Genomic DNA, 24,207 nt, shown 5'->3' with positions numbered 1-24,207 from the left:
GTCAGCGTCTCTTCAGATAGCCGCTGCTTGAGCTGCGGCGTTGCATTGGTTGAGGTGCCGGACGAGGCGGCGTTGGCGGGGCCGTAGGAGCGGGCCGGGCTGGGGGCTGAGTCGGGGTTTGCGACTCGATTTCCTCATCGGCGTCGTCGTCCTCTTGCTCGATAGTCGGCGGCTTCGCAGGTGTCGGGTCATCGAACAGGTTCGCCTGGGCCAGGGCCTGGCGCAGCTTCTCCCAGTCCTGCTCGCCGTAACGATGCAGGCCGAGGTAGTACGCCATGGCCAGGTTGTACACCTGGAGGTCCAGTGCTTCGTTGCGGTCGGCCTTACCCTTCACCCACTCGATTCGCTTGTATCCCTTCACGTAGCGGGCGATCTTGCGTTCGGCCACGCACTGCTGGAAGAACTCGTCCGGCAGGTCCTTGGCGAAGTGCACAGCACCAGACCCCGACTCGAAGCTGTAACGGTTGTAGATCCAGTCCTTGGCCGTGTCGGTACCGACCATCCACAGCTCGGCGCCGTTGCGTTCGGTCTGCCCTCGCCAAGTGACATCCACCTGAGAGGGGCGCTGAGCGATCACGGGGCGCCCAGGCTTGCTTGCACCTTTCAACGCGAAGACGTTGCGCCAACGGCGCACACGGCAGAACTGGTAGACCTCATGGGTGTGATGACCACCGGAGTCGATGCCGGTAGCCAGAATGCCCAGGGCGACACCGCAAGGATGGCGGTAACGAGCCTTCAACAGCTCATCGAGCAAATCCCAGGTGCGCTGGTCTGCCGGATCACCAGGAATCACCTTGAAGTCAACGATCCAGCGCTCCATTCCAGCGCCCCAGCCGATGACCATTACCTCCAAGCGGTTGGCCTGCACGTCGACGGAACAGGTCAATACCAGCACGCCAATGGTCAAGGTACCGAGCACATAGTTCTCCTGCAGCGCCCGGGCCTGTAAGACTTCAGCCTTGGTCTGCTCGACCGCGCTGTCCCACACCTTCGCCAAACGGGTGTTGTAGAACACCTGCATGGGCTCGAGGTCGCCTCGGTCCTGGGCGCGCTTGGCCTTCTCGAATTGCTTGGCCAGGTCAGCCCATGATGTCCAGCCGAGCGGGGCGTATAGAGCATTGAGGTGGAAACCCACCGTTTCACCGTCGCCCTTCGCGTGCGAGCGCCATTCACCCTTGGCGAGCATTTCGCCTTTGTGATGCTCCTCGATCAGTACATCGCAGTCAGGGGAGGAGCACTTGTAATGGACGGTCTGGAAGTCATCGGAGTACAGCAGACGCTCCCACTCCAAGACCTGCATATGACCGCAGGTTGGACAGGGCACGTAGTAATGTCGCTGATCGCTCGTCTCAAATAGATCGGCGATGCGAGAGGCCCCCTTGATGGTTGGCGAGCTGGAGAAGTAAAACTTCGCGTTGCGCCCAAAGGTACTGCCCCGCGTCTCTGCCAGCTCGATGGGGTCACCCTCTTCGTCGACGTCTACATCCCAGCGGTCAATCTCATCGCCGTAGATGTATTTAGCCGCAAGCTCCGCCAGGTTGGAGGCCGAGCCAGCCGTGGTTGCGTATAGCGTGCCGCCCTCGAACTCTTTGGTATCCATGGTGTTGCGGGCATCCCGTGACCGGGAGGCCGCCACGCGGGCCCTCAACTCTGGTGTGACGTTGATGGTCTTACCGATCCGCGCTGACACCCGCTTGGCCAAGGCCAGGCTGGGCAGCAACGTCAGGATGTTGGAGGGAGACATGTGGATCAGCGCCCCAATCCAGTTCAGGGCGATCTGAGTTTTCATGAGCTGCGAGGCGACCATGGTGATGACGCGCTTGCAGGGGTGCGCTGGAGATAGGCAGCGCATGGGTTCACGGGCATAGGGCGTCCGCGCCGTGCGATATTTGCCGGGCTCGGCTGCACCGGTATCACGCGGAATCCGCATGTACTCGTCAGCCCATTCATCCACCCACAATTCAGGGTCGGGCTTCAGCCCCCGGCCATACGCTTCGCGGTACACCTTCGCACCGTCCGCGTATCCGGTGGGCATAGGCTCAGCTCTGTGTCATGGCTTGGTTGAGATCGGCGCCGCTCATCTTCGCCGCGTCGTCGAAGACTTGGCGGAATGCGCCCGCGAGGTGTTTTTCGATTTCCCAGGAATCGCTCATGCCTGTCAGCTCGGCTGCGAGCTGTGGAGCAAGACCGAACATCAGATCCCGAAGGGTGCGACCCGCAGCGAAGGCGGCGTCTTCCACCGCCTTCCGCTCGACCAGGTTGCCTTGGACCTTGTTGAACTCAGCCTCGGCGAGCTGGGCCAGGTAGAACTCGCGATGCGCCCTCGCCTTTTGGAAGTCCAGGCCCTTGCCGGGCTGCTGAACCAGTGGCTGCACCGCAGGTGTGTCGCCGCCTGGGTGGAGGTGGCTGCGCACATCACGCTCGACCCGGTTTTCTTCATGCCGGGCCGCGACGGCGGCCTTGCTTGGGTCGGCAGATTCAGCCAGCAGCGCCTCGGTGGCCTCCACGTCGACCTTTCCGTCGGCGGTGAGCACCAGCCGGTCCTGGCTGGCCAGCTTGGAAACGTAGGATTTCGACCAGCCGCGTCGGGCGGCGAACTCCGATTTAGTCAGATATTGCATGCCGAAATGTCCAGTTCACCCAATGAATTCAAGGGGTTAACCAGTTCACCGCAGTTCACTAAGCTGGTGAACCTCCCGCTAACGAAGAACCGCGGGTTTCCCGTCCCGTACCCCCCGATTTTTGCCAGGGTCCCCGGCCCCTGCCAGGGGCGCGGCCAGCTCACTGACCCGGCTCGCTGCCCCGCGGCGGCATCTCGCAAACGCCCAGGCGCTTGGCAGCCCAGCGTTCGTACAGACCGATGGCGACATCAGCACCGGCCATTGCAGTCAGGCAACCGAATGCCGCCGAAGCCCAGATCGATGCGCCTGCGGAGTACAGCAACATGATCGTTGCCATCCCGCAGACCACGCAGGCGCCAGACCGCAGGGCGATGCGTCGAACCAGTGCCCAGCCCCGGACACCCGCTTTGTCCGCGCGCCACATCTCGCCGGATACCCCGCCGACCAGGGCGAGGATAATCACTAGCCAGACCGGCATCTCGGCAAGCGCTTGTTGTTCGTTCGTCATCCCGTTCCCCAAATGCAAAAAACCCGGCGCGATGGCCGGGTTTGCTGTGTTTGGCGGACTGCTTTTTGCGCCCGCACGTCTCGAAGATGGGTACTTTTTACAGGTCGATTCCGGTGGCAGCAAGCGAGTTTTAATGCCACCCGGCAATAAGGGGTAAACGCCCGGTGAATGTCTGGCAAATGTCGGGGGAATACACCACCCCGGCTTAGCTTCACTGTAGCGGTGCCCCATAAGTCCCAAAGGGAGCGGTGATGGTGGGACCTGTGGAGCCCTTGAGAATCAAGGGCTGTCCCACTGTCTAACTGTTTTTAACCATTCCCCGTGTAAAGAGGGAGATTAAGAGCACGCTGCGCGCAGCGCGCGCGTAACGCGTTGCATGCGCCCTATGTGCGCGCCTTCGGGTGAGCGGTGGGACGGTGGGACAGCCCGCGAGCTGCGCGGGCTGGAGCTGGGCTGGCCTGCAAAAAACGCGGCAGGACCACAGCGGGACGGTGGGACCTCGGGTGGCGACTCATGCCGCTCGCCCCATGAGCAAGCCTGCGATGCAGACGTGTGCCTCATGCAAGCGCTTGTAATACGTGTCCCGGCTACACCCGCAGTGCCGGTACTTTTGGTACAGCTCGCTGTCGGCGTTGCAGTAGTGCTCACGAACCACCAGGTAAAGCTCCGGTGTCAGATGCTTGTTCACGATGATCTCGATGTCCGCAGACTCATCCAGCAGCACCCTGCTGCCTCGCGTACCACGGACAAGATCACCCTTACACTCAATCAACAGGCCGAGCATGCTACCAACACCGCCTGTCGAATGACAGGGCTCAGGTGCATGGAGCTCTTGCGCCCACAGCTTCAGCATCTCATCGATATGCTTGATCAAAAGCACTCCTCCTTCGGCGCTGGCGGTTGCTGCTCCAAGGCACTGGTGCGCCCCCACCCTTCGGGCTTCTGGTACGCCCAAGGCCGTTTGCCGCTCTTCGGCAACGCCGCCAGTCGCTTACGCCGCCACCCAAGGCGGTGCATGATCGATCCGACACGCATCTGCTCGGGCTTGCCCCAGTGGCCGGGGTCGAGGTTGAGCGCCTGTCCCAGCACCTCGCTCCCAGTGACCGTTTCCCCGACCTGCGATTCCTCCAGCCATTTGAGGATCGGCCCTTCCCATTCATCCACCACGAAGCGCTCTTCCTGCTCGGTCGTAAACAGTTCCTCCTCCTCGCGGGTGGCCCACCAGATATCACCGGCCTGGTAGCAGAACATCGCCTCGGCCCACAACTGGTCACGGACTCGCCGCAACGCCTCCAGATCGACCTTGACGCAGGCGACCGGCCAATAACGCCGGTTACCGGTGGCATCCTTGAGATATTCATCTTGGTTGGTGGTGCCCGCGAAAACACACTGGCGTGGCACATCGCTCGTTCTTCGCCCATAGCTTTCGCGATAGGTGTCGATGGAGGCCGAGAAGAACTGCTTGGCCTTGGTACTCTCGGCCTTGTTAAAGCTGTCCAGCTCGCCCAGCTCGATGATCCATTTACCCCGAATGGCCTGGAATGCATCCTTGTCGCCGAGGGTAAATGGCGTGTCCATAAACCACTCCCCACCGAGGATCCCCAAGGCGGTGGACTTACCTTCACCCTGAGCGCCCTCGAGAATCATGACGGCATCCGCCTTACAGCCGGGCTTCATGACCCGAGCCACCGCCGAGATCATCCAGCGCTTCCCGACCTTGGCGCTGTACTCATTGCGGGGGACACCAAAGATCTCATGCAACCAGCGTTCCAGGCGTGGTACACGATCCCATTCCAGCTTCGCGAGGTAGCTGCGCACTGGGTGATAAGCGTTGTCATGGGCAACAATGCTCACCGCCTCAACGACGTGAGAAGCCTTCACCCGTAGGTTCTTCTGCTGGGCCAACCACTTCATCACGCGCATGTCATCAATGTCGCTCCATTCACCTGGCTCACCGCCATAGGGCGCCGCCCGCAGGCGCATGATCTTTGAGCTGAAGGCGTTGTACCCGATCACCCCGCTCCACCGCTCATCGTTGGATAGGATCAGCTCGACGTTCTGCATATGGGCGATAAGTGCACCGCTCTCAGTCCGGGCCAGCATGTCTTTCCACCCCCCGGTAGCCGGGGGTTTGATCACCGCCGTGACTTGTCGACGAACCGCCTCGAGGCCTTCGGCGCAGTGCAGGTCGTTGAAGTCGGTCCACTTGACCTCGCGCTCAACCGAGAAGATCGGGCCGACCACCTGGCCACCGACCACTACCGCCGCGTTGTTGGCCTTCTCCTCACCGGGGTTCCAGGGCTCGCCCGTGGGACGCTTAGTCTTCCAGTCGTCATCGCGACAGATGATGATGGGCCGGCCAGGGAAGCGTTCGCGCATGTGCTTGGCGACCGCCATCAGGTTGCCCGCATCGAAGGCGATCGCCACCGCCTGGGAAGTCGCCATGTGCAGGCTAGCGCCGGTGGCGTAGCCCTCACACACCAGCACCGGCTCACCCGGCTCGGGGTGTCCACCGATCATGTGGAACGCGCCCTCCTTCGCCATGCCGTGTGGCCAGTAGGACTTGTCGCGCCCAGTATCCTCTTGCACCTCCGGGTAGATCACTTGCAGGCCAACGATTGAGTTCTGCGCATTCTGCATCGGGACGAGCACCGCGCCCGACTTCGGGGCATAACGAATGCCGAAGCCGACCACTTGCTTGCGATCCAAGTAGGCGCTACGCCCCTTCTCGGGCATGCGGCTGAACAACGCTTCCGCACGCTTGGCCGCACGACGTGCCGCGTTGGCAGCGACCTCCGCCGCACGCCGCTTGGCGTCGGCCTGACGGGCGCGCATCACCTCACGCTCTTCCGGTGTCAACCCGCGACCGTCGGTCTTCACCTTCTGCGTTTCACCGAGGCGCCAATCACCGAAGCTGCCGAAGATCAGGGCTTGCCCTTTCGCTGTCAGATGCTCATGTAGGACATACCAGCCGTTCTTTTCTTTGCCCTTATCGTCCTTGGTGCGGCAACGGGTCAGCTTGCCGAAGATCAGGGGCTGATCAGGCTGTAGGCCGTAGTCGTGCAACTGGTCGAGAACTTTATCGAGCATGACGAGCCCCTTGTTTCTCGTTCAAGACCTGGCAATCCGTGCAACGCATGCAGCCTGGGGCAGCTAACCGACGCGCCAGAGAGATTGGTTCATCACAATCCACGCACTCCTCAAGAGAGAGGCGCAGAGGGGCGGGCTTACGGGCTGCCAGCGCCAAGTCCAAGTGCCACTGGGCGCGATCATTCGCCAAATCAGCAATATCAGCCACGATGCGCCCCCCGAGTAGTCTGGTTGACGTATTCAGCGCGGCGATACATGCCGAGCAAGCCCTGGATGCCCCGGAAGACTTGCTGCTGGATCTCCGCGAGTTCCCGATCATCGACCTTGCCGTCGCCGATGCTGCGCGCCCAGGTTTCGGACAAGTTGGCGACCTGGCGGAAGAACTCCGCCAGGCCCATGGTCAGGGTTTCGGGAACGTCATGGCTGTAGGCGCCGGAGAGCTCTTGCCAGATGGTGTCGCCAACCAAGGCATGCACCGAGTCGAGGATTCGCGGATCCTTGGTCAACTCGAGAATCTCGCCGAACTCTTGGACGTTGACGATGTGGGTCGGATGGGTGGGAGACAGCTTGTGCTGGAGGGTAGTGGCGTTGCGGCCGGTGGTGGCGGCGATGGCGGCAGCACCGCCTGGGTAATCACGTACAGCGTGATACAGCGAGAGTTCAAGCGGCAGCACTTCGCGCTTGGCGCGCTCGATGCAGCTCATTGCGGATCGGCTCATGGCAATAGTCCTTGTCGGTAGCCAGTGCCTGCGGCGTGCAGTGGTGGTGTGCGCCGCATAGCGATGTAAGAGAGTAAATAGCCGGACAGCGAAGGCTGATACGGCCTCGGGCCGGGGAGTCCTTCCGTCGATCGCCCCTGGCGAAACAGTTGCCTCCCGTGGTGAAGGAGGCGACACCTAGGCTCCCTGCCTGGGCGGTGCGATCAAGGCAAGCGGACCTATGTGGTGTGCCCGCCTACCTTTCACGCGATCAGGCAGCATGTGGGGCTACTGCCGAGCAATGGGGCAATCACTCGCCTCCCCTTTAGGCACCTGGCAGTACGACCCAAAGGCTGCCAGTGCCTGCGACGAGCGGTGGTGTTACACTCGCCGCGTGGCTTGTAAGAGAGTCACTGCCGGCGAGTCCATTGGACTGGCGGCACCCGTCGTCCTATCTGTGGTGGAGAAGGCGGCAACCAGGAACCCCGTGCCTGGGAACCCGCGTTCAAGGTAAGTGGTTGCAGTGGTGTGCCCATTCATCTTGAAGGCGGCCCGGTAGCACTGTGGTGGTACAACCGGGGGAAATCAGGCGACCTTCAGGTCGCCTTTTTTTCGCGTAACAGGCCTTATCGGACCCAAAATTCGATAATGACGAAGGACCGCCTCAATGGTCACAAAGCCTTCACTCTGCTGAGCCAACGACTTAAGGAGTGAAACGCTAGGGTCTTTGCTTGCATATTTCACATGTATTTTCAGATAGTTAGGCGATATTCCACACCGTTTTGCATATGCAACGACCTCATCGGGCACCATTGCATCTAGGTATTCTCGTAGCTCCATAGATCACCTCCGATGCAAAAAATAACCCTGCAGGTAGTTTTTTTCAATACCCCAGAGGAAATTCACCTGTAGGGTTAATCGCGTCAGACTCGCTGCATGAAAATCACAGATACCCGACTTGCTAACCTCCGCCGTCTCATGGCCGAACGGAAACTGCGTTTGTCGCAGATAGCGGAGAAACTAGAGAAGGCGCCAGCGCAGGTAAGCGCCTTTGCTGGCAAAAATCCCACTAAGGGGATAGGCGACCAAATAGCACGGGAGATTGAGCGCGCACTCTCTCTTCCCAGCGGCTACCTGGACATTCCTTTCTCCCTAACGTCGGTTGACGGTGAGCTGACTAATGCCACCGTCCTAAGTCATACAGGGCGCAAGCTGCCAGTTATCGGCTCAATCGCGGCAGGAGCATGGTGCGAGAGTACTTCTCATTTTGACCCGCGAGAGGCTGAGGAATGGGTTGATGCCCCAGGCCCGGTTGGTCCACGCGCCTTCATTCTGCGGGTAGAGGGAGTAAGCATGGAGCCCAAGTTTGTTGAGGGAGACAAAGTTGTGATCGACCCTTCCCTGGAAGCCTTGCCAGGTCACTTTGTGGCCGCCAAAAGAGCAAGCGACCAAGCCACAACCCTAAAACAATTGCGGCAAGAAGGTAGCGAACAGTACCTTTACGCTCTTAATCCCGACTGGCCGAATCGAATAATTAAAATGTCTGAAGAATGGAGCATATGCGGTAGAGCTCGCTGGAAAATCTCAGACCTTTAAAGGATTTGAAGTCTTGGACAAAACACAATCCATTAGAGATTCAGCAGGGCACATTCGCAACCCATTGACTGTGATCTCACGATTTGCAGCGGTAGCCGAAATAAGTGGTACAGCTGTCTTGCCATTTATTGAGCCAGCAAACCAAGCGACTTACATATGGTTCTTAATGCTCTTTCCAGCATTCCTCGTGGGACTATTCTTCCTAACCCTTAATTTCAATCATAAAACGCTATATGCACCGTCAGACTATAAGAACCAGAATCACTTCTTGAATCTATTTGGCATAACAACAGCGGATGAGCGTCGAGACAAACTGGAAGCAGAACTCCAGGAAGAGTCTCCTCCCTCTCCGAACGCGACTTCGCTTGCCCCCCCAGATCCTCTAGCGCCAGAGGCATCTGAACAAGAGCCCTCTGAAGCTGACAATCCAGAGAACGAAAGTCGTTGTCCGAAGGAACATCCCTTCCCTGAGGAGGCTTGCTCCGACATGGCGGAACAACATCAAGAGCGGCAACCCCTTACCCACTCTATCCTCAAGCGCCCCCCTACCGATGAGCGATCAACCAGCCTCAAATTGGAAACAATTAAAGAACAAGATCAGATAAACCTACGAAATAAACTTCAAGACATTGAAAGCAAGGCAATTGCAAAACTACTCAAAACAACAAAGATTTCTTTTGACCGCAACCTAAAAATTGAGACAGCCGACCCTGACCACCCAATAATATTTGATGGAATGTCGATAACCTCAGACGAGGTACACGCGACAGAGATAAAATATTTCGACTCTAAAGGTTTTAGTGTTCAGCGTGTGCTTCCAACTCTGAACCAAGCTGCTCATGCGGCGCAGCTCATAAATCGCTCAATTAACCGTAAATTTATCTTCTACTTAATAGTCGTTGTCAACAAACCCCTCGATAGCAAGCAAGTTGATGTTATTTCACTTGCTTGTCAGCGTGTAGCCGCGGCACTAGGGTTAATCACCAACGTGTATGTCATTGAAGCGGATAAGCTTTTGAGTGAAGAGGGGTTCACCTTCTACGAACGCAGACACCCCAAAGGTTAATTATTGCGCTTGACAGGTTAACCTTTAGGGTTATCATCAGCCTCACTCTTCCACCACAGAGTGAGGCAACACCATGCACACCACAGCATCACTGCACGTCCATCCGGCCGCAGCCACCACCGATCTCATCTTTGAGGTCCGCCGTCTAGCGCAGCAACATGGCTGCGCGTTTGTCACCACCAAACGCGCACCATCTGCGCCGGCATTCCGCCCCGCCCCTCCGACCACCGGAGGGTACACAGCATGAGGTATGTACTCAGCCACAACTCTTTTGCCTGCCTCAAGGCGCAGACCAATCTGACCGGGCAATTCACTCACACCCTCCGCGACGAGGCGAACGGTGCCCGCACCAAGGCCACCCTGCAGACCGAGGTCTATCTCGACCAGCTGAGCGTGACGATCCGCATGGGCTCCACGGTGAACAGCCTGACCCTGCCCGCGAACAACCTCATCAGCGCGAGAAAGATCGCGGCGCACCTCGAGGCCATCGCCAACGGCAAGCTGGACACCGCCGACATGTCACCGGCCGAGCCTGTGCTCGCAGACGCAGCGTAGGAGGTGACCATGGAACGCACCCTTGCACAGACTGCCAAGCATTTTGGGATCAGCCGCAACGAACTGATCAGCCGGATGCGCGAGAAAGAACTGCTGAACGAGCACAACCTGCCCCGCTACCCCTCCCGTGACCGCGAGTACCTGCGCATCAAGGAGGGCAGTTGGTTCCACCCCACTGCCGGGATGCAGTACAGCCAGTCGACCCGCGTGAAGCAGGCCGGAATCCCCTGGCTAGCGGAGCACCTCGCGATCCAGCTTCCGACACCACCGGAAGACAAGCGTTATGCGGCCTAGGCAGTACGCGGCCCAGATCCTCCAGCTCAAGACCCGTGCGGAGCGCAACGAAGCGCTCCTGCAGGTCCCAGAAGAATGGCGCGACCTGGTACGCAAGCACTGCGAAATCACCTGGAACCATCCGTCACGCCACAAGCTCAGGGAGAGCCCCAAGCCTGATGAGCACTACAGACCAACTCGCGCTGCGCCTTCCGCACGCACCTGATGCAACAACCGTAGAGCTGCTCTACCGCACTTTTGGCGACGTGCTCATCCCACTCGAAAAAGTGCGCGTGCAGTACTTCCGCAACCTCAACGAAGACACCTTTGCCGAGCAACTGAAGGTCGGCCGTATCTGCCTGCCAGTGACCACCCTGGACAACAGCCAGAAGGCCTTGAAGTTCGCCCATATCCGCCATGTTGCCGTACTGATCGACAGCAGGGCCTACCAGGCGGACGAGAAGCAGTCTCGGCCCAACGAGCGAGACAAGCAGTAACGACACCAGCAAGGGCCGCCACCACCGGCCCGCACACTACAAGGAGTAAGCCCCATGACCACACAACAGGTCATCGCCCTAATCATCATCGGCGCGTTCGTTGTCGGATTGTTCGCCTACGCCTACTGGCTTGGTCGCCAGGTGGACCGCCCCCTAGGCCAGCCCGGCACCGATCAGGCACACCGGGCCACCATGGATAAGCTGGAGGCCCGCCTCAAGAAACTCACCGCTCAGAACGCAGCTCACTGCCTCACCACTAACAACGGCTTGCTTTTCGATTCCCCGTCGTGCGCAGGACATAGCCGCCCCACTTCGGAATCGCTGCAGATCTCGGCACCGGAGGGAAGCGGGCACGATGTGGCGCAGGCGGTCCGCGATGCCATTCCCGCTTCGCTCCGCGATGATCCCAGCATCGACGCGCAGAAAACAAAGAGTCTCTGCTGCGAAGCAGCAGGCATTATTCACTCCCTCAGCAGCCCCGCCGAGGCGCTGATACCCCACGACAAGCTGCGCGAGGCAGCGCCCGTTAATGGAACGCTAATCGCTAAAAATCGCTCGCACGCGCAGCCTGCCGAGGGGTATACGCACCCTTCCACAGTCAGCTGCATCGTCGCTGCGATGGACGAGACGTTGGCCAAGCACACGGGCACGTACGCCACCTCCGAGCAGATGGCGCAGGCGATTGAAGCCGCCCTACAGCGAGCCGGGTTCCTGATCTCAACTGATCACTACCTGGCCTTGCGTACCCGCCTGGTCGAATTGCTGGCCGACCGTGAGGCCGAGCAGCGCAAGCACCACCACACCGTCGCCAACCTCAAGCGCACCATTGCCGAGCTCGAGGAGCGAATCATGTCGTACACCGGCCTGGCGGTTACCAAGTCTGACTATGCCCTCCTGACGGAGGCCACCAGAACGCTGCGTGTAGCCGAGCAGACCATGAAAGCGCTGAAGTCTCAGGTAGCAAACCAGGCTGGAGAGCAAGCAGCTGGTCTCCAGGCGATCGCCAAGCGCGTCCACGCCCAACTGCGCAGCACCCCTGGCAATGTCGTCACCCAGGCGGAGGATGCGGCATGACGTCCCTTTCCGCAGCCAAGCTGCCCAATCCTCAAGATTTCAAGACTCAATTTGGTTTGGCGCTCCACCCGCAAGACGATGAGCTTGTGGTCGATTTCTTCTGCGGTGGCGGCGGTGCCGGGACAGGGCTGGAAATGGGCCTGGGCCGCAAGGTCGACGTGGCCAAGAACCACAGCGCAGCAGCCATCAGCATGCACACAGCCAACCATCCGCATGCGCGCCACTTTCAGACAGACGTCTTCGAAGGCGACCCCGACGAAGAGTGTCAGGGCCGCCCCGTGGGCTGGTTCCACATGAGCCCAGACTGCACGCACCACAGCCAGGCGGCAGGTGGACAGCCGCGCAAGCGCGAGATCCGTAATCTGTCGTGGATTGGCCTGAAATGGGCAGGCAAGAAGCAACCCCGAGTGATCAGCCTGGAGAACGTGAAGCAGATCCTGCAGTGGGGCCCGCTGATCGCCAAGCGCGACAAGGCCACCGGCCGAGTGATAAAGCTGGACGGCACCGTAGCCGCCCCAGGCGAGCAAGTGCCAGTGCAGCAGCAGTTTCTGGTGCCCGACCCGAAACGACGCGGCATCACCTGGCGCCGGTTCGTGCAGTTGCTCGAAGGCATGAGTTATCAGGTGGAATGGCGCGTCATCAAGGCTTGCGACTTCGGCGCGCCCACCAGCCGTGAGCGCCTGTTCATGATCGCCCGCTGCGATGGCCAGCCAATCGTGTGGCCGGAGCCGACCCACGCCAAGAACCCAGCCAAGGGCCAACAGCAATGGCGCACCGCTGCCGACTGCATTGACTGGAGCGTACCGAGCAAGAGCATCTTCGGCCGCAAGAAGGAACTGGCCGCCGCCACCCTTCGCAGGGTTGCCAAAGGCATGAAGAAGTTCGTGCTCGACAATCCGCAGCCCTTCATCGTGCCGATCGCGAACTGGTCGGGGGAGTTGGCTCAGTCCGCCAACGAACCGCTACGCACAGTCACCTCCTGGCCTCGAGGCGGATCCTTCGCCGTGGCCAGCCCTACCCTGGTCCAGACCGGAAACGGGGAGCGTACCGGCCTACAGCCACGCGTGCCTGGTCTAGATCAACCCATGGGCATGCTGATGACACAGAACCACCGAGCCCTGGTCACTGCATTCATCGAGCAAGCCAACGGCGGGTTCAATACCACGCCAGCCAAGGGCGCGGATGAGCCGCTGACCACGGTCACCAACACCGGCAGCCAGCAGCGCCTAGTAACAGCCAGCCTGGCCACGCTCCGGCGTAACTGCGTAGGCCGAGCCGCGGATGAGCCGGTACCGACCATGACAGCCGGCGCCGAGCATCACGCCCTAGTCGAGTACAAGCTGTCGCCAGAGCATGAGGAAGGCGCCCTGCGCGTCGCCGCATTCCTGATCAGCTACTACGGCACCGAGAACATCAGCGCTTGCGATGCCCCGGCGCCGACAGTGACTACCAAGGATCGACTGGGTCTGGTCACCGTCTTCGTGAAGGGCACCCCGTACGTGATCGTCGACATCTGCCTGCGAATGCTGCAGCCCCACGAGCTGTACCGCGCCCAGGGCTTCCCCTCCAGCTACATCATCGATAAGGGCGCAGAAGGCATGCCATTTACCAAGGCCGAACAGGTGCATATGTGCGGCAACAGCGTAAGCCCACCGCCAATGGCAGCCCTGGCCAGGGCTAACAACCCTTGGAAGTACCGCATCCAGCACGACGACTGGCAAGAGAGGCAAGCAGCATGAGCCGCATTCAACGCATCATCTTCAACGAGGCCTCGCTGGAGCACGCGCTTTCCGCTGTTAGCGGGCTTCACGACATGAGCACGGAGCTCATTGCCGCCGATGTGTTCCGGCAGATGTCGGAACTGACCCCTCATCGAATGACACCCTACACGGTCTGGTGCGGTCGCTCAGGACTCTATCTGACCAGACTCGACGCCGTCGCTAATGGCGAACAGCAGGTTGCCCCTGCAGTAGCGATCAGTACTGCCTACCAGGTCGACCAAGGAAATGTCATTGCAGCCGAAGAGACAGCGAAAGTTGCCCAACGCAAATATTCCGAAGCCGTACAGCGCGCATACCCCATCGGCCGAATCTTGCGAGTCGATGTCGGTGGCCACCAGATCACTATAGAGGTGACCGGTCACGGAGCGTTCTGGTCAAGGCCGGGCGAGATTCTAGGCACCAACGTGAAGACGGGTAAAGCCCGCCAATTCCATCATCGCCATGTCCTGGAGGTGTTGCCATGACTGAACGCATTCGCCCACCCATGGCGTCGCATAGCCTAGACCTGCCCGCTATCTGCGATATCTGCGGCAAGGGACGGTCGACCCGGCGACACACGAAATGCAGCCAGATCCGCCAACATCGTGAGAGCGGCAAGTGGGCAGCCTATATGGCCAACGTGGCCGCGAAACGAATGATGGGGAAACGCGCATGAATACAGCTTTTATGCTGATGGCTCAGTACAACGCGAGAGCAATCATTCCGCTAGAGGAGGTATGTAATTACTATTTCACCCACCTTACCCCCGACATGTTCCAACGCAAAGTGCTAGCCGGCCAGATCAAGCTGCCTATCACCCGACTTGAGCCAAGCCAGAAGAGCGCCCGAGGCATTCATATTGCTGATCTGGCTCTCTATCTGGATCAACAGCGTGATGCTGCCTGCAAAGAGTGTGCTCAGTTGAACAAGTCGCTTCGAGGCGGATAGCCGCAAGAACACATCTCGCCAGGTCAATTTCTCTCGCACGCACTGACCGTCCGCATGCATTCGACGCTGCAGTTGCATCAGCTCAACTACCATGGAATCGATGGCCGCCTACAAATGGCGGCTATCTCCACTTAACATAGGTTCGGGGAGAGTGGCTTACAACCAGCCGAACGATGAAATCTGAGCTGCTAGTCGGGAATAATTTCTTCCATACTGAAATGAAAATTGATTGACAGAGGCATCTACAAAGGATTATAGGATCTAAACAGCAAACCAACAACGCAAGCAGACTACTGCAGCAAACGTACTCCAGGCGTACGGCAACAGATACTCAGTAGCATATGAAGTTTTAATCCAGAGCTTAACAATAGAGAGCCATACACATAGACAAATCAGCCAATACGGACAGTCGCGATCAACCTGGTAAGTTACAGTTGCTGAAATTTCATCGCTCTGCCCATGCGTTACCACACAATAAGCATGAACCACCAACACATCTTTCATTCCTCTGATGTACCTGCGCTTTTCGGATGGGTTAGTGGAGCGCTTGCACTCTGCGGCTACGATTACGCATTTGCTTACGCCATGTTTTGAAACAGCAGGAATACCGCCCTTGCCACGCTCAAGCACCTCGCTTTCAATAGAACTCCTATTAATCCACAGCATAATATTGCGCATGTAATTGGCATAATAGTCCTTATACTCTTTTGTTCCTAAATATGATACACCCGGTCGCTGCTGATAAAATCTCAACAATAAATATGCGTTGATTACAAAGGCGATAAACCAAACGTGCTCGGTATTTCTTTTGAATTCAATCTGGGTGCCTAACAGAGACACGGCTTTCAGGTCCGCTCCAAAAAACCATAGAGCAATTACCAGGGACGAGAATGCAAGCAGCCAGCCACGCGCTTTTGGGAAAGAACCTTCATCGAAATCAGAACTCACATCAAAACTCCAGACAGGGGCTTTATTATTGCAGCTAGTTCTACGTCTGCCAGGGGCAATCTAGCCGAATACTGGCTAGTTACGACTGGTCAAAGCGAATACAGATCAGTATCAATTCTCTCCATTACCCAGCCGACTACTCAGCTCGAGCGCCAAGCTTAACTTGGGATCGGATGATCCGATCTAACCAAGTCCACTCCTTGTATCGATCACCCCGTCCGCGTAGGTGGGTATATCGCCGCAGAGAGTTCCAATCACGATGCCCCGATACGCTCGACACCCTTGGTATGTCCCAGTCCATCTCAAACAGTCGGCTCACGCCTTCGTGGCGCAAGTCATGAAAATGCAGATCTTCGATGCCGGTCATTTTGCATGCCCTCGACCAAGCCGTGCCGATGGAATCAGTGTTGTACGGGAAAATTTCGGCACACTCCCGAGGCATACTCTGCACGATCATCCAGGCCTCATCGGGCAAATAACACCAGACGTCATTACCGATCTTCTGGCCTGGGTTTTTCATGTCCCGCACTTTCACAGCCTGCTGATGCTCATCCAGATCCTCCCAACGGATGCGAGTGATCTCGTCCATCCGCCGCGTTGAATAGATAGCGAACGCCACCACTTTGGGCATATGGATCACGCTAGGACGCCGCTCCAGCATCTTGAAGAAGTGATCCATCACTTTCTCGAGCTCATCAAGCGTAGGGCGCCGATCTCGTTCCCTGCTCCGCATGTTGTAGCCGAACTTCTTTAACACAAGGCGCGCATCAGGCATTGCCTGTGGATCGATCTCATAGCCCCAAGCTGCCCTGGCCAACGACAACACCGAACCCAAGTGCGCCAGGTCATTGCCAGCCGTTTGCGGTTTAACCCCTCCCCCTTCTGGACCCATGCGCCACAGGGCATAGTCCACCAGCACTTGCTGAGTGATTGCCGAATCGACGGTATCACCGAAATAGCTGTTCTTGATGGCAGTCAGGGTGCGCCGCTTGCTCTCGCCTAGCGGCCGAGCTTTCTCGGCCTCGACCAGGTAGCGGTCTATCATCTCCTTGATAGTGTGCCCTTGGCGACTGGCCCGCTCGATCGCTCCAGGAACAGCCAGCTCTGTCTCCCGTCGCTTCGCCCAGGCCTGAGCAGCCTGCTTTCGGGCGAACGTCTGGGCTTCTTGGTAAACTAGGACACCCTTTTTCTTGAGGCGGATCTGGACGGTATAGCTCACCGTACCATCGGCCTTTTTCCTTGCTCTGATCGTTGCCATATTTTTCGGTGGTACAAGCGTGATTGGCGGTGGTACATCGTACCACCGTCACACCAAAAACGCCCGAAAACCCCGGAAAATGGTACAAGAATGCGTAGACCAGAATGCCCCTAGAAACAGCCTCAACACCACAAACCACGCGCCCTGAGCCCTCCCGCCGCTTCAGCGTTGCGCCGATGATGGACTGGACCGACCGCCACTGCCGGTTCTTCCTGCGCCTGCTCTCCAAGCACACCCTGCTCTACACCGAGATGGTCACCACCGGCGCGCTGCTGCACAACGATGCCCACCGTTTCCTGCGCCACGATGTGTCCGAGCACCCGCTGGCCCTGCAGCTGGGCGGTAGCGTGCCGGCGGAGCTGGCGGCCTGTGCGCGGTTGGCCGAGGAGGCGGGCTACGACGAGGTCAACCTCAATGTCGGCTGCCCCAGCGACCGGGTGCAGAACAATATGATCGGCGCCTGCCTGATGGGCCACCCGGCGTTGGTGGCCGATTGCGTCAAGGCCATGCGCGATGCGGTGACTATTCCGGTCACGGTCAAGCACCGCATCGGCATCAACGGCCGCGACAGCTATGCCGAGCTGTGCGACTTCGTCGGCCAGGTGCGTGATGCCGGTTGCCGCAGCTTCACCGTGCATGCACGCATCGCCATCCTCGAGGGCCTGTCGCCCAAGGAGAACCGTGAGATCCCGCCGCTGCGCTATGACGTGGCGGCGCAGCTCAAGGCCGACTTCCCAGACCTGGAGCTGGTGCTCAACGGCGGTATCAAGACGCTGGAGGAATGCCACGCGCACCTTCAGACCTTCGATGGGGTGATGCTGGGGCGCGAGGCGTACCACAACCCTTACCTGCTGGCCGATGTGGACCAGCAGCTGTTCGGCAGCGAGGCCCCGGTGGTCAGCCGCAGCGAAGCGATGGCGCAACTGCGCCCCTATATCGTCGCGCACATGCAAAGCGGCGGGGCCATCCACCACATCACGCGCCATATCCTCGGCCTGGGCCAGGGCTTCCCGGGTGCGCGGCGCTTCCGCCAGCTGCTGTCGGCAGACATCCACAAGGCCCAGGACCCATTGGCCGTGCTCGACCAAGCCGCCGAGCTGCTGCAGGGCCGCTGACGGAACCCCGGGCGCGCTTTCGACTCGAACCTTCATTCCCTCGCCCGACCTGCCCCGCCGGCCCTTGAGTGGCTGTCGGGGCTCGGGTAATGTCGAGTCATTGCACAGGACAGAGCACGCCCATGACCTCCAAGCTGGAACAACTCAAGCAGTTCACCACCGTGGTCGCCGACACCGGGGACCTGGACGCCATCACCCGCCTCAAGCCGGTCGACGCCACCACCAACCCTTCGCTGTTGCTCAAGGCCGCGGCGATCCCGGGTTACGCGGACCTGCTCAAGCAGGTGAAGCGCGATGCCAAGGGCAATGTGGACCTGGCCTGCGACACGTTCGCCGTGGCCGTGGGCTCGGGTATCCTCAAGGTCATCCCGGGGCGTATCTCCACCGAAGTGGATGCGCGCCTGTCGTTCGACGAACCTGCCCTGCTGGCGAAGGCCCGCCAGTTGATCGAGCTGTACGAAAAGGCCAGCGTGCCGCGTGACCGCGTGCTGATCAAGCTGGCCTCCACCTGGGAAGGCATCCGCGCCGCCGAGAAGCTGGAAAAGGAAGGCATCCAGACCAACCTGACCCTGCTGTTCTCCTTCGCCCAGGCCCAGGCCTGCGCCGATGCCGGGGTGTTCCTGATCTCGCCGTTCGTGGGCCGTATCTACGACTGGTACAAGAAAAACACCGGCAAGGAATACGTCGGCGCCGAAGACCCGGGCGTGCAGTCGGTGACACGCATCTACAACTACTACAAGGCCAATGGCTACGACACCGTGGTCATGGGCGCGAGCTTCCGCAACATCGGCCAGATCGAGCAGTTGGCCGGCTGCGACCGCCTGACCATCAGCCCCGAATTGCTGCAACAGTTGAGCGACGACCAGGGCCAACTGCCCCGCGTGCTCCAGCCGGGCAATGCCGGTGAAGCCAAGCAGCACTTGAGCGAAAGCCAGTTCCGTTGGGCGATGAACGAAGACGCCATGGGCACCGAGAAACTGGCCGAAGGTATTCGCCAGTTCGCCCGCGACCAAGAGAAGCTCGAAGCGCTGATGGCTGAAAAGGCCTGATACAAATCTGGCTTGCCCGGCGGGCGGGAAATGCCGAGCATTTTCCGCCCGTTTTCGTTGGGGCCGTTACCGGGCCTTTCCCTATGAATCTACCGACGCAATTGCGGGGCAAACCCGCCCCCACAGGGCTGGCGCCAAGCGTGTGGGAGCGGGCTTGCCCCGCGATTGGATAGAACAGACACCAGGATCAATGGCAATCGACGCCCCGCTCCCCCTCGTGCTCGCCGGCCCCGTGCTACGCCGCCTGGAACCCCAGCGCCTGGCCATCTGGCTGGTAGCTACGCAACCGCTTCGCCCTGAATTCACCCTCGATTGCCCAGGCATCACGACCGACCTCCATTGCGAGGTGGTGCCCATCGGCACGCATGCGTTCGTGCACTTGCTGGACATACGGTTCGATCCGCCGCTGCCGTGCAACGTGGCGATCGAATACGACCTGTTGCTGGGCGACGCCCAGGGCACCGCCGACTGGGCACCGCACCTGCTCTACCCAGGCCAGCAACGGCCGAATTTCGTGTTGCGCGAACGCATCGACCAGTTGCTCCACGGTTCCTGCCGCAAGCCCCACCACCCGGCCGTCGACGGTCTGCTTTGCGCCGACCGCTTGCTGAAACAGGGCCAACCGCCCCAGGAGAGCCCCGCGCTGCTGCTGATGAGCGGCGACCAGGTCTATGCCGACGATGTCGCGGGGCCCATGTTGCGGGCTATCCATGGGCTCGTGGAGCGCCTGGGCCTGTTCCAGGAAACCCTCGAAGGCGCCTTGGTCAACAACAGTGCCGAGCTGTATCGCCACCCGGCCTGCTACTACCACCGCGCCGACTTGCTGCCCGCCCAGGAGGGCAACGAGACCTTGCGCGAACGCTTCTTCGGCGGCAAGCGCAAGCCGATCTTCTCCAGCAGCAACGCCGACAACCATCTGGTGACCTTCGCTGAAGTCATGGCCATGTACCTGCTGGTCTGGTCGCCAACACCCTGGCAGCTGGTGCGCCTGGACATGCCCGCAGGCCTGACCGACAAGCGCCAGGCCCGCTACCGCCAGGAGTTGCCGCTGATCGAGGCGTTCGCCGCGGACCTCGGCCAGGTGGCGCGGGTCATGGCCCACCTACCGTGCCTGATGATCTTCGATGACCACGACATCACCGATGACTGGAACCTGTCGGCTCAGTGGGAGGAAACCGCCTACGGGAATCCGTTCTCCCGCCGGATCATCGGCAATGCACTGCTGGGCTACCTGCTCTGCCAAGGCTGGGGCAACGACCCGGACAGCTGCCAGGCGCTGGTCGAACAGAGCAAGGCCCTGGGAGAACAGGCCCTGCAAGCGCACCTGGACCACCCGGCGCATAACGCGCTGATCGACCAGCTCCTGCGCTTCCAGGGCTGGCAGTTCAACCTGCCCAGCACCCCGCCCCTGCTGGTGCTCGACACCCGCACCCGCCGCTGGCGCAGCGAAAGCAGCCTGAAGAAACCCTCCGGCCTGCTGGATTGGGAAGCCCTGAGCGAGCTGCAGCAGGCGCTGCTCGACCACCCTTCGGCGATCATCGTGTCTCCGGCGCCGATCTTCGGTGTCAAGCTGATCGAGACCGTGCAGCGGGTATTCAGCTGGCTGGGCTACCCATTGCTGGTGGACGCCGAGAACTGGATGGCCCACCGTGGCGCGGCCCAGGTCATTCTCAATATCTTCCGCCACTCGCGCACGCCGGGGCATTACGTGATCCTCTCCGGTGATGTGCATTATTCATTCGTCTATGAAGTGCTGATCCGCCATCGACAGCGCAGCCCACACCTGTGGCAGATCACCAGCAGCGGTATCAAGAACCAGTTCCCCAAGCGCCTGCTGGACGTGCTGGATCGCCTGAACCGCTGGCTCTACGCGCCCCGCTCGCCGCTCAACTGGTTCACCAAGCGCCGGCAGATGGAGGTGGTGCCGCGCACGCCCAGCCGCAGCCAGGCCGGAGAGCGGCTGTGGAACAGTGCAGGGTTGGGGCAGGTGTTCTTCGACGAACAAGGGCGACCAGCGCGGGTGCTGCAACTCAATGCCGATGGGTCGCCGGCCAATGAATTCTGCGAGGTGGAGTAATGCGAGCCTGACGCAATCGCGGGGCAAGCCCGCGCCTACACGGGTAGCGCTAGCCAGCCATTGCGGCAACGCAACCCGAAAGGCTATCAGGAATCAGGTACGCTCCAAGGCGCTCACCAGGTCATGGAACGCCTCGCGGTTGGAGTCGTTCAAGCCCATGAGGATCTTGTGCGCCTCCAGCACCTTGGAGCGCACCACATCCTCGTTCTGGTCCTGGGACGGCAGGTCGGTCAGACACTCCGGGCATGGCACCGGGCGATCGACGATATTGAACACCTGGTCGAAGCCCATCGATTGCAGCAACCGGGAAATGTCCGGGTTGGTGGTGACCACGGTCGGCAACAGCCCGACTTTCTGCCGGGACAGGATGGACAGCTTGGCCAACAGGCCAAGGGTGGTGCTGTCGATGCTCTCGGTCTCGGTCAGGTCGATGACGATGGCCGAGAAGTTCAGCGCAGTGAAGATCTTTTCGATCGTCGCATCCAGCGCCGAGCACAGGGTCAGGCGCACTTCACCGACAAACTTCAGAACGAAGGTCCCGCTCTGCTCGGCGAACTGGATTCTACCGGTACTCATTCAAGGTTCCTGCTCAACACCAATAGGGCGATATCATCCGGCATCTCCCCAAGCGTAGCCAATTCGAATCGTTGGCGCAGCCCGTCCAGGCTGCCCCCCGCGTCCTTGACGATTTCCGGCAAGGTCGCTTCCTTATCTTTGAGTGTATCCCCTGGCAAAAGGTCCAGAATGCCATCGGACATCAGGCTCAGGCTGAAGCGCGGCGGCAACTCCAGCACCTGGTCCTGGTAGCTGGCCTCTTCGAACAGCCCCACCGGCAGGCCGCGGCCTTCCAGGTAGCGGGCCTGGCCCGGGGTATAGAGCACCGGCAACGGCAGATGGCCGCCGACGCTGTAGGTCATCAACCCGGTGTCCTCGTCGATCACCCCGCCAACCATGGTCACGTGCTTGCCCAGTTTGCAGTTGATCAGCCCACGGTTGATGTGGCTGAGCACCTGCGAGGGCTTGAACTCGCGCATCCTGTTGCTGCGCTTGAATTCGAACAGCAAACGGGTGGTCATGAACTTGAGCAGCACCGTGACGAACGCAGACGAGGCGCCATGGCCGGATACGTCCGCCAGGTAGAAGGCGATACGCCGATCATCCACCCGGAAGTAGTCGGCAAAGTCACCCGACAGGTACAACGAGGGGATGATCTGGTGCTCGAACGACAGGTCACCGGCCACCCACGGGCTTTCCGGCAGCATGTTCATCTGCACCTGACGGCCGGCGTTCTGGTCCTCCTGCAACAGGTGCAGGCTGGCTTCCAGCTCACGGTTGGCCGCCTCGAGCTTGTCGCGGTAGCGCTGGTTCTCGAGCACCAGGCGCGAACGGTCGAGGGCCCGGCGTACCGAGTGCTCGAGCACGGCGAGGTCTTCCAGGGGCTTGATCAGGTAATCGGCAGCGCCCAAGCGCAAGGCCTCGACCGCATCGCTCATGACCCCCGCGCCGGAAACCACGATCACCGGCAACTGCGGCGCGCGCTCGCTGACCCGACGGATCAGCTCGAGGCCGCCCATTTGCGGCATGCGCAGATCGCAGATCACGAGGTCGGGCTGGTGTTCTTCGAAGACCTGGAGCCCCTGCTGGCCATTACCGGCCTGGAGGACGCTGAAGCCGCTGTCTTCCAGATAGGCGGCGAGGCTGGCACGGACCACGTCGTCGTCATCGATGATCAGCAGCGTTGCACTGGTTTTCTGCATGTGGGCGAACGGCGCCGGATTGGGTTGGCGTAGCGGCGTCGGCAAAGCGGGCGCGGCGCTACTGGAATACTGTGTGGCAACACTCTACTTGAGTTGTAGGACAAGAAAACAAGCCCGGCAACTCGCAGAGGTACCCTGTAAGGCGCAGACGGTACTCCCATCCGCCAGGCGTTTCAAGCATGCAAGGGTCGAGTGTCTCGCACCGTTATAGGGCAAATGACCGGAAGTTATAAGAAAGCGACCCGATACGATCCGAATGGTTGGAAGCCAGGCGTGAGCAGTGCCGTTTCATGGCCATCGCGGGGCTTGGAATAGGCGCCCTTCCTGGAGCGGGCTTGCCCCGCGATGGGCTGCATAGCAGCCCCACGCCACGAACTCACTGATTGAACGGCCCTGAACCGCCACCAGGCAGCACTGCGACTCAGCGAATCAGAAGTCGTCTTCGACCTCGCCATCCTTGACGCGGAACTCACGGTTCTGCAGGTAGGCATTACGGATGAAGATGTACTTGTCGCCGCTGATCAGCTTCTCTGCCGACAACAGCTCGGCCCGGGTGTCGATCACGTCCAGGGCGAAGATCGAGTTGCGGGTCGGCACGTGGTCGATGTAGCGGTAAGGCCGAGTGTAGGTGTCCGGGTACTTGGCCAGACCATCGCGCACGGTGCTTGGGCCGAGGAACGGAATGACCACGTAGGGGCCACTGCCCACGCCCCAGTAGCCCAGGGTCTGGCCGAAGTCCTCGTCGTTGCGCTGCAGGCCCATCTTGGTGCCCACATCGAAGAAGCCCCCCAGGCCGAAGGTGGTGTTGACGATCAGACGCGCGGTGTCGACGCCGGCGGCATGCGGCTTGAGCTGCAGCACATCGTTCACCAGGTTGGTGACGTCGCCCAGGTTGCGGAAGATGTTGTGAATGCCATCTTCGAGAAACTGCGGGGTCACCGCCTGGTAGCCCTTGGCCAACGGCTTGAGGGCATAGGTGTCGAGGGTATCGTTGAACTTGAAGATCGGTCGGTTGACCGCCTCCCAGGGATCCTCCTCGGTGGCCGCCTGGGTAGCTGCCACAGGCGCCAGCAACAAGCTGGCGCAGACACAGGCCTGGGTGACTCGCTCGATCACTCCGGCACCGATCCTACGCATACATGTTTCTCCATCGGATTTCACGGCCGCGGCGCCCCTGGGCGCTGCGTAATTAAGACGCCAGTATAAATGCTGATTGGCTGATAAACAGCCTTACACTTTTTTATTCAAGATTATGTGAACAACTGTTGCGGTGTCATCCAGCGGTCACACAGCCGACCTAGCCTGCGGGCTATTTCA

At 60.0% G+C, this 24,207-nt stretch carries 24 protein-coding genes; 12 read left to right on the top strand and 12 right to left on the bottom strand.

Annotation, left to right across the window (positions count from 1 at the left end):
• Position 1 precedes the first annotated feature (1 nt).
• From ACNFG0_RS09085 to ACNFG0_RS09055, 7 genes are all read right to left on the bottom strand, one after another.
• Positions 2 to 2,035, bottom strand: a complete 2,034-nt coding sequence (locus tag ACNFG0_RS09085; protein WP_416764508.1) for a phage terminase large subunit family protein — start codon at positions 2,033 to 2,035, stop codon at positions 2 to 4.
• A 4-nt stretch (positions 2,036 to 2,039) separates the two neighbouring features.
• Positions 2,040 to 2,621, bottom strand: a complete 582-nt coding sequence (locus ACNFG0_RS09080) for a terminase small subunit (protein ID WP_416764507.1) — start codon at positions 2,619 to 2,621, stop codon at positions 2,040 to 2,042.
• Positions 2,622 to 2,781: 160 nt separating this feature from the next.
• Positions 2,782 to 3,129 (bottom strand): phage holin family protein, encoded by a 348-nt coding sequence (locus tag ACNFG0_RS09075; RefSeq protein WP_416764506.1) that lies wholly within the window; start codon positions 3,127 to 3,129, stop codon positions 2,782 to 2,784.
• A gap of 511 nt (positions 3,130 to 3,640) precedes the next feature.
• Positions 3,641 to 4,003 (bottom strand): hypothetical protein, encoded by a 363-nt coding sequence (locus ACNFG0_RS09070; RefSeq protein ID WP_416764505.1) that lies wholly within the window; start codon positions 4,001 to 4,003, stop codon positions 3,641 to 3,643.
• Positions 4,000 to 6,219 (bottom strand): VapE domain-containing protein, encoded by a 2,220-nt coding sequence (locus ACNFG0_RS09065; protein ID WP_416764504.1) that lies wholly within the window; start codon positions 6,217 to 6,219, stop codon positions 4,000 to 4,002. The genes ACNFG0_RS09070 and ACNFG0_RS09065 overlap by 4 nt, the downstream gene beginning before the upstream one ends.
• Complete coding sequence (locus ACNFG0_RS09060; protein WP_416764503.1) at positions 6,209 to 6,538, bottom strand: TraR/DksA C4-type zinc finger protein; 330 nt, start codon at positions 6,536 to 6,538, stop codon at positions 6,209 to 6,211. The genes ACNFG0_RS09065 and ACNFG0_RS09060 overlap by 11 nt, the downstream gene beginning before the upstream one ends.
• Positions 6,420 to 6,938: a phage regulatory CII family protein gene (locus ACNFG0_RS09055; protein ID WP_416764502.1), complete on the bottom strand. Its 519-nt coding sequence runs from the start codon at positions 6,936 to 6,938 to the stop codon at positions 6,420 to 6,422. The genes ACNFG0_RS09060 and ACNFG0_RS09055 overlap by 119 nt, the downstream gene beginning before the upstream one ends.
• 915 nt (positions 6,939 to 7,853) lie before the next feature.
• Here ACNFG0_RS09055 and ACNFG0_RS09050 point away from each other — a divergent pair.
• From ACNFG0_RS09050 to ACNFG0_RS09010, 9 genes are all read left to right on the top strand, one after another.
• A complete protein-coding gene (locus ACNFG0_RS09050) occupies positions 7,854 to 8,513 on the top strand; it encodes a LexA family protein (protein ID WP_416764501.1) in 660 nt (219 codons plus the stop codon).
• 13 nt (positions 8,514 to 8,526) lie between these two features.
• Complete coding sequence (locus tag ACNFG0_RS09045) at positions 8,527 to 9,579, top strand: hypothetical protein (RefSeq protein ID WP_416764500.1); 1,053 nt, start codon at positions 8,527 to 8,529, stop codon at positions 9,577 to 9,579.
• 243 nt (positions 9,580 to 9,822) lie between these two features.
• Positions 9,823 to 10,134: a hypothetical protein gene (locus ACNFG0_RS09040; protein WP_416764499.1), complete on the top strand. Its 312-nt coding sequence runs from the start codon at positions 9,823 to 9,825 to the stop codon at positions 10,132 to 10,134.
• A gap of 9 nt (positions 10,135 to 10,143) precedes the next feature.
• Positions 10,144 to 10,428 carry a phage antirepressor KilAC domain-containing protein gene (locus ACNFG0_RS09035; RefSeq protein ID WP_416764498.1) on the top strand — a complete coding sequence of 95 codons (285 nt, stop codon included), beginning with the start codon at positions 10,144 to 10,146 and terminating at the stop codon, positions 10,426 to 10,428.
• 158 nt (positions 10,429 to 10,586) lie between these two features.
• A complete protein-coding gene (locus ACNFG0_RS09030; protein ID WP_416764497.1) occupies positions 10,587 to 10,904 on the top strand; it encodes a pyocin activator PrtN family protein in 318 nt (105 codons plus the stop codon).
• Between the two features lie 54 nt (positions 10,905 to 10,958).
• Complete coding sequence (locus ACNFG0_RS09025; RefSeq protein ID WP_416764496.1) at positions 10,959 to 11,978, top strand: hypothetical protein; 1,020 nt, start codon at positions 10,959 to 10,961, stop codon at positions 11,976 to 11,978.
• Positions 11,975 to 13,717: a DNA cytosine methyltransferase gene (locus ACNFG0_RS09020; RefSeq protein ID WP_416764495.1), complete on the top strand. Its 1,743-nt coding sequence runs from the start codon at positions 11,975 to 11,977 to the stop codon at positions 13,715 to 13,717. Before ACNFG0_RS09025 ends, ACNFG0_RS09020 begins: the two co-directional genes overlap by 4 nt.
• Positions 13,714 to 14,223, top strand: coding sequence for a hypothetical protein (locus ACNFG0_RS09015; RefSeq protein ID WP_416764494.1), 510 nt, complete (start codon positions 13,714 to 13,716; stop codon positions 14,221 to 14,223). The genes ACNFG0_RS09020 and ACNFG0_RS09015 overlap by 4 nt, the downstream gene beginning before the upstream one ends.
• 187 nt (positions 14,224 to 14,410) lie before the next feature.
• Entirely contained in the window at positions 14,411 to 14,686 is a 276-nt protein-coding gene (locus ACNFG0_RS09010) for a pyocin activator PrtN family protein (protein WP_416764493.1), read from the top strand.
• Between the two features lie 261 nt (positions 14,687 to 14,947).
• On the opposite strand, the gene ACNFG0_RS09005 is transcribed toward ACNFG0_RS09010, so the two are convergent.
• Both ACNFG0_RS09005 and ACNFG0_RS09000 read right to left on the bottom strand, forming a co-directional pair.
• Positions 14,948 to 15,634, bottom strand: a complete 687-nt coding sequence (locus tag ACNFG0_RS09005; protein ID WP_416764492.1) for a hypothetical protein — start codon at positions 15,632 to 15,634, stop codon at positions 14,948 to 14,950.
• 136 nt (positions 15,635 to 15,770) lie between these two features.
• The gene (locus tag ACNFG0_RS09000) at positions 15,771 to 16,892 is read right to left on the bottom strand and encodes a tyrosine-type recombinase/integrase (protein WP_416764491.1); all 1,122 of its coding nucleotides are present in this window, start codon (positions 16,890 to 16,892) and stop codon (positions 15,771 to 15,773) included.
• Between the two features lie 104 nt (positions 16,893 to 16,996).
• Here ACNFG0_RS09000 and dusA point away from each other — a divergent pair, with 104 nt between their 5' ends.
• The 3 genes from dusA to ACNFG0_RS08985 all read left to right on the top strand — a co-directional run bounded on the left by dusA (position 16,997) and on the right by ACNFG0_RS08985 (position 21,133).
• Positions 16,997 to 18,007 carry a tRNA dihydrouridine(20/20a) synthase DusA gene (gene dusA, locus ACNFG0_RS08995; RefSeq protein WP_416764490.1) on the top strand — a complete coding sequence of 337 codons (1,011 nt, stop codon included), beginning with the start codon at positions 16,997 to 16,999 and terminating at the stop codon, positions 18,005 to 18,007.
• Positions 18,008 to 18,129: 122 nt separating this feature from the next.
• Positions 18,130 to 19,056 (top strand): transaldolase, encoded by a 927-nt coding sequence (tal, locus tag ACNFG0_RS08990; protein ID WP_416764489.1) that lies wholly within the window; start codon positions 18,130 to 18,132, stop codon positions 19,054 to 19,056.
• Between the two features lie 190 nt (positions 19,057 to 19,246).
• Positions 19,247 to 21,133, top strand: a complete 1,887-nt coding sequence (locus ACNFG0_RS08985) for an alkaline phosphatase D family protein (RefSeq protein WP_416764488.1) — start codon at positions 19,247 to 19,249, stop codon at positions 21,131 to 21,133.
• A 93-nt stretch (positions 21,134 to 21,226) separates the two neighbouring features.
• On the opposite strand, the gene rssC is transcribed toward ACNFG0_RS08985, so the two are convergent.
• The 3 genes from rssC to ACNFG0_RS08970 all read right to left on the bottom strand — a co-directional run bounded on the left by rssC (position 21,227) and on the right by ACNFG0_RS08970 (position 24,027).
• Entirely contained in the window at positions 21,227 to 21,709 is a 483-nt protein-coding gene (gene rssC / locus ACNFG0_RS08980) for an anti-sigma factor antagonist RssC (RefSeq protein WP_008099230.1), read from the bottom strand.
• Positions 21,706 to 22,890, bottom strand: coding sequence for a two-component system response regulator RssB (rssB, locus tag ACNFG0_RS08975; protein ID WP_196145512.1), 1,185 nt, complete (start codon positions 22,888 to 22,890; stop codon positions 21,706 to 21,708). The genes rssC and rssB overlap by 4 nt, the downstream gene beginning before the upstream one ends.
• A 429-nt stretch (positions 22,891 to 23,319) precedes the next feature.
• Positions 23,320 to 24,027: a VacJ family lipoprotein gene (locus ACNFG0_RS08970; RefSeq protein WP_196145511.1), complete on the bottom strand. Its 708-nt coding sequence runs from the start codon at positions 24,025 to 24,027 to the stop codon at positions 23,320 to 23,322.
• Positions 24,028 to 24,207 lie beyond the last annotated feature (180 nt).

Source organism: Pseudomonas sp. NY15372 (genome assembly GCF_048068215.1).
Classification (GTDB): Bacteria; Pseudomonadota; Gammaproteobacteria; order Pseudomonadales; family Pseudomonadaceae; genus Aquipseudomonas; species Aquipseudomonas guariconensis_A.
The sequence above is the reverse complement of the archived record's forward strand: the minus strand, read 5'-3'. Positions and strand labels throughout refer to the sequence as shown.

Coding starts and splice junctions, on each gene's coding strand:
- ACNFG0_RS09085 (WP_416764508.1), bottom strand. CDS start 2,035: ATGCCCACCGGATACGCGGACGGTGCGAAGGTGTACCGCGAAGCGTAT.
- ACNFG0_RS09080 (WP_416764507.1), bottom strand. CDS start 2,621: ATGCAATATCTGACTAAATCGGAGTTCGCCGCCCGACGCGGCTGGTCG.
- ACNFG0_RS09075 (WP_416764506.1), bottom strand. CDS start 3,129: ATGACGAACGAACAACAAGCGCTTGCCGAGATGCCGGTCTGGCTAGTG.
- ACNFG0_RS09065 (WP_416764504.1), bottom strand. CDS start 6,219: ATGCTCGATAAAGTTCTCGACCAGTTGCACGACTACGGCCTACAGCCT.
- ACNFG0_RS09060 (WP_416764503.1), bottom strand. CDS start 6,538: ATGATCGGGAACTCGCGGAGATCCAGCAGCAAGTCTTCCGGGGCATCC.
- ACNFG0_RS09055 (WP_416764502.1), bottom strand. CDS start 6,938: ATGAGCCGATCCGCAATGAGCTGCATCGAGCGCGCCAAGCGCGAAGTG.
- ACNFG0_RS09050 (WP_416764501.1), top strand. CDS start 7,854: ATGAAAATCACAGATACCCGACTTGCTAACCTCCGCCGTCTCATGGCC.
- ACNFG0_RS09040 (WP_416764499.1), top strand. CDS start 9,823: ATGAGGTATGTACTCAGCCACAACTCTTTTGCCTGCCTCAAGGCGCAG.
- ACNFG0_RS09035 (WP_416764498.1), top strand. CDS start 10,144: ATGGAACGCACCCTTGCACAGACTGCCAAGCATTTTGGGATCAGCCGC.
- ACNFG0_RS09030 (WP_416764497.1), top strand. CDS start 10,587: ATGAGCACTACAGACCAACTCGCGCTGCGCCTTCCGCACGCACCTGAT.
- ACNFG0_RS09025 (WP_416764496.1), top strand. CDS start 10,959: ATGACCACACAACAGGTCATCGCCCTAATCATCATCGGCGCGTTCGTT.
- ACNFG0_RS09020 (WP_416764495.1), top strand. CDS start 11,975: ATGACGTCCCTTTCCGCAGCCAAGCTGCCCAATCCTCAAGATTTCAAG.
- ACNFG0_RS09015 (WP_416764494.1), top strand. CDS start 13,714: ATGAGCCGCATTCAACGCATCATCTTCAACGAGGCCTCGCTGGAGCAC.
- ACNFG0_RS09010 (WP_416764493.1), top strand. CDS start 14,411: ATGAATACAGCTTTTATGCTGATGGCTCAGTACAACGCGAGAGCAATC.
- ACNFG0_RS09000 (WP_416764491.1), bottom strand. CDS start 16,892: ATGGCAACGATCAGAGCAAGGAAAAAGGCCGATGGTACGGTGAGCTAT.
- dusA (WP_416764490.1), top strand. CDS start 16,997: ATGCCCCTAGAAACAGCCTCAACACCACAAACCACGCGCCCTGAGCCC.
- tal (WP_416764489.1), top strand. CDS start 18,130: ATGACCTCCAAGCTGGAACAACTCAAGCAGTTCACCACCGTGGTCGCC.
- ACNFG0_RS08985 (WP_416764488.1), top strand. CDS start 19,247: ATGGCAATCGACGCCCCGCTCCCCCTCGTGCTCGCCGGCCCCGTGCTA.
- rssC (WP_008099230.1), bottom strand. CDS start 21,709: ATGAGTACCGGTAGAATCCAGTTCGCCGAGCAGAGCGGGACCTTCGTT.
- rssB (WP_196145512.1), bottom strand. CDS start 22,890: ATGCAGAAAACCAGTGCAACGCTGCTGATCATCGATGACGACGACGTG.
- ACNFG0_RS08970 (WP_196145511.1), bottom strand. CDS start 24,027: ATGCGTAGGATCGGTGCCGGAGTGATCGAGCGAGTCACCCAGGCCTGT.